Origin of the sequence: Streptomyces graminilatus (genome assembly GCF_001418565.1) — a bacterium.
GTDB classification, from domain to species: domain Bacteria; phylum Actinomycetota; class Actinomycetes; order Streptomycetales; family Streptomycetaceae; genus Streptomyces; species Streptomyces graminilatus.
On sequence record NZ_LIQQ01000430.1, the window covers coordinates 21,112 to 32,643 of the forward strand.

The window sequence follows — 11,532 nt, forward strand, 5'->3', positions numbered from 1 at the left end:
CCCAAGGATGGACAGAACGGGACCATCCCCGACTCTTCTTCCCCACGTACTTCACCCCATCAGGTGATTCACGCCGTGGGAGGCCGCACCAACCCCCTTCCGTAGGCATAACGCACCGCCTGCGCGCGGTCCTTGATTCCCGTCTTGGCGAAGAGGTTGTTGATGTGGGTCTTCACCGTCGCCGTGGAGACATGGAGTCGGTGCGCGATCTCCTGGTTGCTGAAGCCGTCCGCGATCAGAACCAGCACCTCGACCTCCCTCGTCGTGAGTCCGTCGGGCGGCTCGGCGGGCGCGGCAGACTCCTTCTCCGGCTCCGTCAGCCGTTCCAGGAGCCGCCGCTGGATGCTGGGCGCGAACCCCGCGTCCCCGGACAGCACACTGTGCACCGCTCTGACGATCTCGTCGCCGTCCGCGTCCTTGGTGAGGTAACCGCGGGCGCCTGCCCGCAGCGCTTGGAACAGCGACTCGTCGTCCGCGAACGTCGTGAGCACCACCACCTGCGTCCCGGGGTGCTCCGCCCTGATCCGCCGGGTCGCCTCGACACCGTCGCACCGAGGCATGCGCAGGTCCATCAGCACCACGTCCGGGGCGAGTTCACCGGCCAGCCGCACGGCCTCGTCCCCGTCCCCGGCCGCTCCGACGACCTCGATCCCGGGCAGCAGGCCGAGCAGCATCACGATGCCTTCCCGTACGACCGTCTGGTCGTCGGCGACCACGACCCGTGCGGGCTTCAGGCCGGTCTCCCGCGTCATGTCGGCACCCTCAGCGTCACCACGAACCCCTTCTCGCCCGGCCCGGCATCCAGCGAACCGCCCAGCAGCTCGGCACGCTCCCGCATGCCCAGCAGACCGTACCCGCTGCCCATCCCGGTGAGTTCGCCCGGCGGACCGCCCGAGTCCCTTACCTCCAGCGTCACTTGGTGCTCGCTGTAGTCCAGTCGCACCGCCACTTCGGCGCCCGCGGCATGCTTGCGGACGTTCGTCAGCGCCTCCTGTGCCACCCGTCGCACGGCCTGCGACGCCTCTGCCGGCAGTGGTCTGCGCTCACCCGTAATGGTGACCCCCACGTCGTCGGCGCCACCGACGAGTTCGCTCAGGTAGTCCTCCAGCGGGGACATCTCGCCCCTCAGAGCGGACAGCGCGTGTCTCGTCTCGGCCAGACCGTCGCGGGCCATCCCCCGTGCCGCCACCACGCGTTCGAGAATCCGGTCCCGGTCGGCGCCACGCTCGATCAGCAGACGGGCCGCTTCCAGGTGCACGAGCTGCGCGGAGAGGCTGTGGGCCAGTACGTCGTGGATCTCCCGCGCTATCCGGGCTCGCTCCGCGAGCGCCGCCGAATCCGCTTCGGCGACCCGTGCGGCCCGCTCCTGGGCGAGGAGGCTCTGGGTGTTGCCGCGTGCTTCGGCGTCGAGCCGCAGGACGTATCCGGCGAGTGCGAGACCGATGCTGGTGACGGTTGTGGTGAGCAAGGCGTCGTCATTGACCACCGCGTAGGAGCCCAGGGCCACGGCGCTCATGGGCACAGCGGCTGACAGCGGCATTCGTTCCAGGGCTGTGATCGCGCACCCGCACCACAGGACGAGAGCCGGCACGCGGAAGCCTGCGGCCTGGCCCGCGACCGCCAGGCCCTGCAACAGCAGGAGGAGGGCCACGGAGGGCCACAGCCGGTGCTGGAACGTTGTCCGGTAGAGCGCCCAGGCGAGCAGCGCGGCAGCCACTACTCCGCCAACGGCCAGGACCGAGTCCCAGCCCCGGGGCGGATTGCCGCTGACGGCTCCCCACAGCAGCATGCCGAGGACCAGCATCCGGGTGGCCCAGGCGAGCCGGCGGCGGTTGCGTGAGATTCCCTCGCGGCCCAGCGCCTCCTGGGAGGGCCAGCTCAGCCAGTCGTTCTTCGTCACGCGCGCTCCTTCCGCAGCCCCACGCCGTCACCGTAAGCCGTGGCCTGCCGGTGCGCCGAGGGTGTGGACGCCGGATGCGACAGCTCAGGGCGCCACAGGTGCAGGGCCTTGGTCCGCCGGTGCAGGATGCCGGCGCGGAGCAGGAGGGTCGCCGCGAGGGCGAGGAGAAGGGCCGAAGTGTTCTGGTGGACGCCCAGCGCCGCGCCCAGGGCGAAGAGGCCGGCGCGCAGGCCGATCCCGATCGTCCACACGGCGAAGCTCTCCTTGGTGCTCCGGCTCCAGACCGCGCCGTCCGCATCCATCCAGACCCGGGTCGTCCAGGCCCAGCCGGCTCCGGTGGCGAGGCCGATGAGCAGTTCGGCCGCGAGCAGCGCGATCGACTCCGCGCCGTGATGTATGTCGACAAGGCCGGGCTCACGCAATGCCACAACGGCCAGGATCACGGGCACGATCCACCAACGCCGGTCCGTGTCCGTCCGACGGGTCCGGAACTGCCGTACAACCACCAGGGCGACGACGGCGACGATCAGCAAGGCATCGACGAGCCCGGACATCATGCCTCCGTGGGCGAAGAAGGAGCGGGTACCGGCAGCGAGTGCTGTCGACGCCTTCGACGCTACGGAATTCGGCAGGTCACAGGATCGGAGCGGGGGTGGATCAAGGGTGGATCCGCGGCTGGCCGAGTGTCCACCCCAGGGTGGAGAAACGGTGCCGGGCAGCACGTGGAGGTGCTGCCCGGAACCGAATCCCGGACGGGTCAGGCGTCGATGCGCGACCTGTCCAGTGTCGCCGCGGAGCTGGAGATGAACTCCTTGCGGGGAGCGACGTCGTTGCCCATCAAAAGGTCGAAGACCTGTTCGGCCGAGTCCAGGTCGGACAGGTTGATCCGGCGCAGCGTGCGATGGCGCGGATCCATCGTGGTCTCGGCCAACTGGTCGGCGTCCATCTCGCCCAGACCCTTGTAACGCTGGATCGAGTCCTTGTAGCGGACGCCCTTGCTCTGGAACTCCTGGAGCTTCTCGCGCAGCTCACGGTCCGAGTACGTGTAGACGTACTTGTCCTGGCCCTTCTTTGGCTGGACGAGCTCGACGCGGTGCAACGGCGGCACCGCGGCGAACACCCGGCCCGCTTCGACCATGGGCCGCATGTAGCGGTGGAACAGGGTCAGCAGCAGGGTGCGGATGTGGGAGCCGTCGACGTCGGCGTCGGTCATCATGATGATCTTGCCGTAGCGGGCCGCGTCGATGTCGAACGTACGACCGGATCCGGCCCCTATGACCTGGATGATCGCGCCGCACTCGGCGTTCTTCAGCATGTCGGTCACGGACGACTTCTGGACGTTGAGGATCTTGCCGCGGATCGGCAGCAGTGCCTGGAACTCGGAGTTCCGGGCGAGCTTGGCCGTGCCGAGCGCGGAGTCGCCCTCCACGATGAACAGTTCGCTGCGCTCGACGTCGTCACTGCGGCAGTCGGCGAGCTTGGCGGGCAGCGAGGAGGACTCCAGGGCCGTCTTCCGGCGCTGCGCGTCCTTGTGCTGACGGGCCGCGATGCGCGTACGCGCGGCAGCCACCGCCTTCTCCATGACGACACGGGCCTGTGCGGCGGCGTCCCGCTTCGTGGTCGTCAGGAAGTCCTTGAGCTCCTTGGACACCACATTCGTCACGATGCGGCGGGCCGCCGAAGTGCCGAGGATCTCCTTGGTCTGCCCCTCGAACTGCGGCTCGGCGAGGCGCACGGTGACGACCGCGGTGAGGCCCTCCAGGGCGTCGTCCTTGACGATGTCGTCCTCGGCCACGCGCAGCAGTTTCTTGGCGCGCAGCACCTCGTTCATCGTCTTCGCGACGGCCTGTTCGAACCCCGCCACGTGGGTGCCGCCCTTGGGCGTGGCGATGATGTTCACGAACGACTTGAGGGTCACGTCGTAACCCGTCCCCCAGCGCAGCGCCACGTCGACACCCAACTCGCGGGTGACCTCGGTGGGGGTCATCTGCCCGTGCTCGTCGAGGACCGGGACCGTCTCCTTGAAGGATCCCTGCCCGGAGAAGCGGAGGACGTCGCAGACCGGCTTGTCGGCGGCCAGGTACTCGCAGAACTCGCTGATTCCGCCATCGAAGCGGAAGGACTCCTCGCCCTTGCTGCCGCCCTCACCGAGTCCCACCTCGTCACGGACGACGATGGTGAGGCCCGGCACCAGGAACGCGGTCTGCCGCGCACGCTGGTGGAGGTTCTCCAGGGAGAGCTTGGCGTCCTTGAGGAAGATCTGGCGATCGGCCCAGTAGCGCACGCGCGTACCGGTACGGGTCCTGGGGATCCGCTTGGTCTTGCGCAGGCCCCCGGTCTCGAACGTGGCGTCCGGGCCGACGTCGGAGAAGGAGCCGGGCACGCCCCGCCGGAAGCTGATCGCGTGGGTGTTACCCCCACGGTCGACCTCGACGTCCAGGCGCGCCGAGAGCGCGTTCACCACTGACGCGCCCACGCCGTGCAGACCGCCGGAGGCCGCGTACGAGCCGCCGCCGAACTTTCCGCCGGCGTGCAGCTTGGTCATGACGACCTCGACACCGGAGAGGCCTGTCTTGGGCTCGACGTCCACGGGGATGCCGCGGCCGTTGTCCCGCACCTCGACGGAGCCGTCGTCGTGCAGGACGACGTCGATGTGGTCGCAGTAGCCGCCGAGGGCCTCGTCCACGGAGTTGTCGATGATCTCCCAGAGGCAGTGCATCAGGCCACGACTGTCGGTGGACCCGATGTACATGCCCGGGCGCTTCCGTACGGCCTCAAGCCCTTCGAGGACGAGCAGGTGCCGCGCGGTGTAGTTGGAACCGTCCCGGTCTGCTCCTGTCAGCAGGGCTGTGGACGGCACGGACGTATCGGCGGTCACGCGGTTCGCTCCTCGCTGAATTTCAGTTGGGGCCCTGATGGGTAAGGGCCTGGCTTCGGTCGCCGCTCAGAGGGTACCGAGGCCTGGTAGAGCCGATGTAACACCACCCTCGGCGAAACTCACACTAATCCAGAGTCGCATGCTTGTTCGATCCCTCGAAGGAGTGAAGTACATATCACGTTCCCTTCCAGGCATGAACCATTTAGGCTCCGGGCACGTCCTCATGGACAACCGGCAACCCAGCCGGGAGGACCAACACCCCATAGACGACAGACAGCGCGAACCCGTACAGACACAAAGACACGCAATACGGCACATTCGCCGCCAACCGGAATCAGACAGCCGCCTCGAAAAGATTTTTTTCAAGGAAGGGCCACGAGCGGGAACGTTTTCGGCCTGGTTGGATGTTGACCCTGGTACGACAGCTCGTCGAGCTAGAGAAGAGGCGACGTGACTACTGTTCTGACCCCCGCGAGCCCGCTGACGGCCGCTGATCGCTGCGACCGCTGCGGCGCCCAGGCATACCTTCGCGTTGTCTTGGCGAGCGGCGGAGAACTGCTCTTCTGCGCCCACCACGGTCGCAAGTTCGAGCCGGAACTCAAGAAGATCGCCGCTGAGATACAGGACGAGACGGAGCGACTGACGACCGTTCCGGCCAGCTCCAACGAAGAAGAACGCTGATACTGCGCGTCGACGACGAGCCAGCTCCGGCACAGATCGGTTGATCCGGGCGGCCACTCCTGCACTCAGGGGTGGCCGCCCGCTTCACTCAAGCCGCCCGGTGGCCGTCAGGCGGCGCCATGGTGTGGACCTCGAAAGCCTCACCGGGCACCGTCCGCACGCCCTCAGCCGCCGTTCGTGGAAGCGAGGGCGGTGGGCCACCCCATCGTCCGTACGACGTCCGAGACCCGCGTGTAGACGCCCGGGCTACCGGGCCGCCCGCAGCCGCTCCCCCAGGACACGAGCCCTACCAGCCGGCCCTGGGCGACCAGCGGCCCTCCACTGTCCCCCTGACAGGCGTCCGGCCCTCCTGTGGCCTCGCCCGCGCACAGCATGCTGTCGGCCCGGTAGGTCCCGTCGGCGCTGCCCGGGTACGCCCGCTCGCACAGCGCGTCGGACAGCACGTGCACCCGCGCGCCCCGCAGACCGCGGGCGTAGTCCCCGCCTCCGGTGATGTCCCCCCAGCCGTAGACCGTGGCGCTCGTGCCGGGCTCGTAGGCCGGGTCACCCGCGGCCGCCATCCTGATGACCGACCTGTCCGGCAGTGCCTCGGCGAGGGTGAGCACGGCGAAGTCACCGGCGTTGCTGATCTTGTCGTAGCCCGGATTGACCCAGGTGTCGCGTACGGCGATCTCCTTGCCCTGGGCCGACGTCAGATCCGTACGCCCGGTGATGACCTTCAGGTCCCGCGCGCGGTTGGGCGGCCCTCCAAGGACGTCCGCGCCCATGCAGTGGGCCGCGGTCAGTACGGTGGTCCGGCCGACGGCCACGCCGCCGCAGAACTGCCCGGCGCGCGTACCCCCGAACCGGTCACGGCTGGACAGCGCCACCGTCCACGGACCGTCGGACACATCGACCGGGAATCCGCCGACGACGACGCCGTCGGCAGCCGCGGGGACGGCGGACGCCAGCGGTATCACGGCCGCCGTGGCCGCCAGAACCAGCGACCGGGTCAGCACCCGGGACAGGGCCCGGACAAAGGGGTGACGCATGCGCGCTCCTCACTCTGGGGTGATCACGAGAAACCCAGAGTGATCCAATGAGCTCCGCCCCGCACGCTCGGTCCACGAACGGGGGACGCCGCGGGCTGGAGCACCTCGCTCCGCACACGCCGGGCCGCGCTCCCCGCACGCCGGTCCGACGACCGGCACCCCGCGCAGCACGAAAGCCTTGCTCCCCCGGGCTACCCGTGGTCTGTGGCCCTACCGCCCACACGCCGCCCACGCGCCGCCCAGGCCTGCGCGGACGCCCGCCGGCCCCGCCCCAAACCCGGGAAGATCAAACAGAACCCCGAACCGCACGCCTTCATCCAGGACCGTCTGGACCTACGGTCGAGCCCGGAGCAGATCTGCCAGGCACTGCGCGCCCGGTTTCCCGACCGGCCGGAGATGCACGTGGTCCACGAGACCGTCTACCAGGCCCTCTACATCCGGGGCCGGGGCGAACTACGCCGCGAGCTCGCCATCGCCCTGCGGACCGGCCGTGTCCGGCGCAATCCGCGCCGCCCGGCCCAGCAGCGCCAGCCCCCTTCCGCGACCCGATGGTGATGATCAGCGAGCGTCCCCCCGAGGAGGAGGACCGGGCGATACCAGGGCATGGGGAAGAGGACCTGATCATCGGGAAGGACGGTGCCTCCGCCATCTGCACCCCTGGTCGAACGCTCCACCCGTTACGTGCTGCTGATGCACCTGCCGAACGGCCGGGGCACCGGGCTGGACCGCGACGCGCTGGTCGAGACGGTCCGGACGCTGCCGGCGCACCTGAAGCGTTCGCCGACCTGGGACCAGGGCAGCGAGATGGGGCGCCACCGCGAGTTCACCGTCGCCACCGACATCCCGGTCTGCTTCTGCGACCAGCCAGTCCCTGGCAGCGTGGCTCGAACGAGAACACCAAACGGCCTGCTGCGGCAGTACTTCCCCAAAGGCACCGACCTGACGTTCCACACCCGTGAGCACCTGGCCACCGTCGCCGCCGAACTCAATGGCCGCCCACGCGAAACGCTCGGCTGGGAAACCCCAGCCGAGCGCCTGCATGAACTGCTCGCGGCCTGATCAACACGACCGTGTGTTGCGACGCCCTCTGGAAACCGCCGACCGGGGGTGCGGGCCTTCCGTGCCGGACGACCGCGACCTAGTCGAGGTAGTCGCGCAGCACCTGGGAACGCGACGGGTGACGCAGCTTCGACATGGTCTTGGACTCGATCTGGCGGATGCGCTCGCGCGTGACGCCGTACACCTTGCCGATCTCGTCGAGGGTCTTCGGCTGACCGTCGGTGAGACCGAAGCGCATCGAGACGACGCCCGCCTCGCGCTCGGAGAGGGTGTCGAGGACGGAGTGCAACTGCTCCTGAAGGAGTGTGAAGCTGACCGCGTCGGCCGGGACGACGGCCTCGGAGTCCTCGATGAGGTCACCGAACTCGCTGTCACCGTCCTCACCGAGGGGGGTGTGGAGGGAGATCGGCTCGCGGCCGTACTTCTGGACCTCGATGACCTTCTCCGGGGTCATGTCGAGTTCCTTGGCCAGCTCCTCCGGGGTGGGCTCGCGGCCCAGGTCCTGGAGCATCTGGCGCTGCACGCGCGCGAGCTTGTTGATGACCTCGACCATGTGCACCGGGATACGGATGGTGCGGGCCTGGTCGGCCATCGCGCGGGTGATCGCCTGCCGGATCCACCAGGTGGCGTACGTGGAGAACTTGTAGCCCTTGGTGTAGTCGAACTTCTCGACCGCGCGGATCAGACCGAGGTTGCCCTCCTGGATGAGGTCCAGGAAGAGCATGCCACGGCCGGTGTAGCGCTTGGCCAGGGAGACCACGAGACGGAGGTTTGCCTCCAGGAGGTGGTTCTTGGCCCGGCGGCCGTCCTCGGCGATGATCTCCAGCTCGCGCTTGAGCTTCGGGGCGAGCTTGTCGGCGTTCGCCAGCTTGTCCTCGGCGAACAGACCGGCCTCGATGCGCTTGGCGAGCTCGACCTCCTGCTCGGCGTTGAGCAGCGGGACCTTGCCGATCTGCTTGAGGTAGTCCTTGACCGGGTCGGCGGTGGCACCGGCCACGGCGACCTGCTGGGCCGGGGCGTCGTCCTCGTCGTCGTCGGAAAGGACGAAGCCCTTGTTCTCGGCCCCTTCCTCTTCCTCTTCGCCGGGCTTGACGTCCTCGAGCACCTCGTCCTCGACGGCCTCGGCGTCGTCCTTGCCGGCGGTCGTCTTCTTGGCGGCTGTCTTCTTGGCGACGGTCTTCTTCGCGACCGCCTTCTTGGCGGTCGTCGTCTTCTTGGCGACGGCCTTCCTCGCGGGCGCCTCGTCATCGACGGAGGACTCGCCGGAGGTGGCCGTGGCGGTGGCCTTCTTCGTGGTCACCGTCTTCGCCGCGACCGTCTTGGTGGCGGTGCGCTTGGCCGGACTCTTCGCTGCGACGCTCTTTCGGGTGCGCTTGGGCTCTGCGGCACTGACCATCAGCGTCACACCCTCTTCCTCAAGGATCTGGTTGAGGCTGCGCAGTACGTTCTTCCACTGAGTGGCCGGAATCTGGTCAGCTTCGAAGGCCCGACGCACGTCGTCGCCGGCGATCTGCCCCTCAGCCTTTCCCCGCTCGATGAGCGCCATGACAGAGACGGACTCGGCGATCTCCGGCGGGAGCGTACGGGATGTGCTGGCCGACACGAACAACCTCTCGAACGTTGGAAAACGGCTTCCGGCCCCGTCCACTAGGGACAGGAACCGACGACCGCCGACTGGGGATGGGCCGACGGCGCGGGCATGGGCCGGGAAGATGCACAGCGCCTTGAACGGCGTCCGTATTCCCTCCGCGGCTGTCACCTCTTAGGTCATCGCGCTGCTTGCGCAAGCGTTACGCCCAATCTGCGTGGCCCGAGTCACACCCCGTAAGCGCTCAGAAGCGGTCAAATGTGACTAGAGGCGGACAGTCATGACGACGATCAGGTCGTCCCGACCGATCTGCGCCCCCATCGGCGGCGGCATTCACAGCCATGACGGGCACCCGGGACGGTCGGCCGCCTCATCGTCCCACCGACCGCCGCCCACCGCGCGGTCACCCCGGTCCCGCCGCCGGACCCCGCCAGGCCCTCTCGGGATCCGACGGGGCCCGGCGGTGACGGTTCACGGGCCGGTGACGGTTCACGGGCCGGTGATGCTTCCGGAGGGCGACACGGCCCCACATCGCACCGACCTCGGCGCGCGGTCAGTGCTCGCGCGGGGCCGGGACCACGCGCTCCACCTCGGGGTGGACCATGAGGAGCTGCCGCATGGCCGCCTCCGCCCCCGCGCCGTCGCCCGCCGCGAGAGCCTCGACGATCCGGGCGTGGTGCGCCAGCGAGGCCTCGGTGGGCCGGTCACAACCGGTGATCGGGCCGCCGGACACCTGAAGGGCGGCGGACACGATCCCGGAGAGGTGCTCCAGCATGCGGTTGCCGGCGAGCTGGATGAGCAGCGAGTGGTACTCGGCGTCGGCGCGCGAGAACGTCATCGCGTCGCCCTGGCTCATGGCGTGGCCCATGATCTCGACCATGTCGACAAGCCGCTGCTGGACCTCCTCGCGCCCGTGCCCGGCGGCGAGGCGGGCGGCGAGCGGCTCGATGGTCCAGCGCAGCTCACTGAGTTCGCGGCGCTGGTTGTCGCGCTGCGGCCCGAAGGCGCGCCATTCGATGATGTCGGGGTCGAGGAGGTTCCAGTCGCTGACGGGACGCACGCGCGTGCCCACGTTCGGCCGGGCGCTCACCAGGCCCTTGGCCTCCAGCACGCGGAGCGACTCTCGGACTACGGTGCGGGAGACCTCGAAACGCTGGCCGATCTCCTCGGGCACGAGGGGACGGTCCGCGCCCAGGTCGCCGGAGACGATCATCTGGCCGAGCTGCTGGACGAGTTGACCGTGCAGCCCGCGACCGCGGCTGCCCGCGCTGCGGCGGCCGACACGGCCCAGTTCCGGGTCCGCGGCATCCCAGGAAGGGACTCCCACCCGGTCGGCACCCGGGGCCTCGGCGTAGGGGTAGCGGTCGAGCCCGCCCGGGCCGACGAGACCGGAGTCTGCGGAGCGGGCGGCGGTCATCATGGTGTGCGCAAGGGTACTCACGGATCCTTTGTCGGCTCCGTCTTCAACTCCCTTGAGGTCTTTGGTGAAAAGCACACGAAAGGGTGATCGCTCACCCCGTCGCAATTGACGCCTTATCGGAAAGAAACGGGCGTTCCTCGGGGAGTTGTGCGCAGGGCAGGACCGGAAGGACGCGGACGATCGTCATCGGACCCTGCTTCGCAGGGTCGTGAGCAGATACGCACAGAGCAGGGCAGCCAGCGACAACGTCAGCGCGCCGCCTACGGGTTGGGCGATCATCCGCGCCCCGGCGGCCAGATACCGCCCGCCCCCGAAGGGCCACTGTGCCAGGAGCAGTTCCCGCAGACGCACGGAGAAACCGGCCGCAGTCCGCGCGGACGAGCCCTCCAGGATCTTCTGCACGAGGGGCACCACGACGACCGGTACGGCGACCACCGCCGCGAGTCCCGCGGTGGTGGACCGGAAGAGGCCCGAGGCCAGCACCCCGGCCCACGCACAGCCGATCACGAGGCCGAACCAACTCCCGGTCAGTGCGAGCCAGTCCGCGGGAACTCGAACCGGCTCCCGTCCGTAGACGAGGTAGAGCACTTCGGCGTCGCAGCCCAGGGTGAGGAAGGCCAGCAGCAGCCCGGTGGCCGCGGCGACGAAGAGCTTGGCGGTGAGCAGCCCCAGCCGGCGGGGCACGGTGCCGCGATCGACCGCCAGCGCGGGGTGGCGGAACTCGTCGCCGAAGGCGATGGCACCGAGCAGCCCAGCGCCGAGTGCCGCGGGCGGCAGCGGCAGCTCCTGCGGCCAGGCGGCCAGCAGGCGGTGCTGCGGAGTGTGGCCGACGCGGGCCAGCAGTACCGCGACGAGCGCGGACGAGACGAGCACGGCGGCCCCGGTCGCAAACCCGGTGCCGACGCCGCCGGCCCGACGCAGCTCGTACCGGAGGGGGCGCAGCGGACTCGGAGCGGGGCGGACGGAGATGGGGGG

Annotated in this window: 10 protein-coding genes and 1 pseudogene; 3 read left to right on the top strand and 8 right to left on the bottom strand. The window is 69.2% G+C overall.

What is annotated here, in order from left to right; genetic code table 11:
* Positions 1 to 68 precede the first annotated feature (68 nt).
* The 4 genes from AOK08_RS31450 to AOK08_RS31465 all read right to left on the bottom strand — a co-directional run bounded on the left by AOK08_RS31450 (position 69) and on the right by AOK08_RS31465 (position 4,778).
* On the bottom strand, positions 69 to 752 hold the full coding sequence (locus tag AOK08_RS31450; RefSeq protein ID WP_055532392.1) for a response regulator transcription factor: 684 nt from the start codon (positions 750 to 752) through the stop codon (positions 69 to 71).
* Positions 749 to 1,900 carry a sensor histidine kinase gene (locus AOK08_RS31455; protein ID WP_055532394.1) on the bottom strand — a complete coding sequence of 384 codons (1,152 nt, stop codon included), beginning with the start codon at positions 1,898 to 1,900 and terminating at the stop codon, positions 749 to 751. Before AOK08_RS31455 ends, AOK08_RS31450 begins: the two co-directional genes overlap by 4 nt.
* Positions 1,897 to 2,454 (bottom strand): hypothetical protein, encoded by a 558-nt coding sequence (locus AOK08_RS31460; protein ID WP_055532396.1) that lies wholly within the window; start codon positions 2,452 to 2,454, stop codon positions 1,897 to 1,899. The genes AOK08_RS31455 and AOK08_RS31460 overlap by 4 nt, the downstream gene beginning before the upstream one ends.
* Positions 2,455 to 2,657: 203 nt before the next feature.
* Positions 2,658 to 4,778, bottom strand: coding sequence for a DNA gyrase/topoisomerase IV subunit B (locus AOK08_RS31465; protein WP_055532398.1), 2,121 nt, complete (start codon positions 4,776 to 4,778; stop codon positions 2,658 to 2,660).
* Positions 4,779 to 5,228: 450 nt separating this feature from the next.
* Here AOK08_RS31465 and AOK08_RS31470 point away from each other — a divergent pair, with 450 nt between their 5' ends.
* Positions 5,229 to 5,459: a DUF7455 domain-containing protein gene (locus tag AOK08_RS31470; RefSeq protein WP_055532400.1), complete on the top strand. Its 231-nt coding sequence runs from the start codon at positions 5,229 to 5,231 to the stop codon at positions 5,457 to 5,459.
* 164 nt (positions 5,460 to 5,623) lie between these two features.
* Here AOK08_RS31470 and AOK08_RS31475 read toward each other — a convergent pair whose 3' ends face one another.
* On the bottom strand, positions 5,624 to 6,490 hold the full coding sequence (locus AOK08_RS31475; RefSeq protein WP_055532402.1) for a S1 family peptidase: 867 nt from the start codon (positions 6,488 to 6,490) through the stop codon (positions 5,624 to 5,626).
* 204 nt (positions 6,491 to 6,694) lie between these two features.
* Between AOK08_RS31475 and AOK08_RS45075 the strand changes: the two genes are divergently transcribed.
* Both AOK08_RS45075 and AOK08_RS45080 read left to right on the top strand, forming a co-directional pair.
* A complete protein-coding gene (locus tag AOK08_RS45075) occupies positions 6,695 to 7,045 on the top strand; it encodes a hypothetical protein (RefSeq protein WP_107101092.1) in 351 nt (116 codons plus the stop codon).
* Positions 7,046 to 7,180: 135 nt separating this feature from the next.
* Positions 7,181 to 7,549, top strand: a complete 369-nt coding sequence (locus AOK08_RS45080; RefSeq protein WP_241827166.1) for a hypothetical protein — start codon at positions 7,181 to 7,183, stop codon at positions 7,547 to 7,549.
* A gap of 79 nt (positions 7,550 to 7,628) precedes the next feature.
* On the opposite strand, the gene AOK08_RS31485 is transcribed toward AOK08_RS45080, so the two are convergent.
* The 3 genes and pseudogenes from AOK08_RS31485 to AOK08_RS31495 form a co-directional block, all read right to left on the bottom strand.
* Positions 7,629 to 9,152: an RNA polymerase sigma factor gene (locus AOK08_RS31485; RefSeq protein WP_055532406.1), complete on the bottom strand. Its 1,524-nt coding sequence runs from the start codon at positions 9,150 to 9,152 to the stop codon at positions 7,629 to 7,631.
* A 538-nt stretch (positions 9,153 to 9,690) separates the two neighbouring features.
* Positions 9,691 to 10,578: a FadR/GntR family transcriptional regulator gene (locus AOK08_RS31490; protein ID WP_198539454.1), complete on the bottom strand. Its 888-nt coding sequence runs from the start codon at positions 10,576 to 10,578 to the stop codon at positions 9,691 to 9,693.
* Positions 10,579 to 10,740: 162 nt separating this feature from the next.
* Positions 10,741 to 11,532 (bottom strand): annotated as a pseudogene (locus AOK08_RS31495) (ABC transporter ATP-binding protein); the annotation flags it as partial.

Coding starts and splice junctions, on each gene's coding strand:
- AOK08_RS31475 (WP_055532402.1), bottom strand. CDS start 6,490: ATGCGTCACCCCTTTGTCCGGGCCCTGTCCCGGGTGCTGACCCGGTCG.
- AOK08_RS45080 (WP_241827166.1), top strand. CDS start 7,181: ATGCACCTGCCGAACGGCCGGGGCACCGGGCTGGACCGCGACGCGCTG.
- AOK08_RS31450 (WP_055532392.1), bottom strand. CDS start 752: ATGACGCGGGAGACCGGCCTGAAGCCCGCACGGGTCGTGGTCGCCGAC.
- AOK08_RS31460 (WP_055532396.1), bottom strand. CDS start 2,454: ATGTCCGGGCTCGTCGATGCCTTGCTGATCGTCGCCGTCGTCGCCCTG.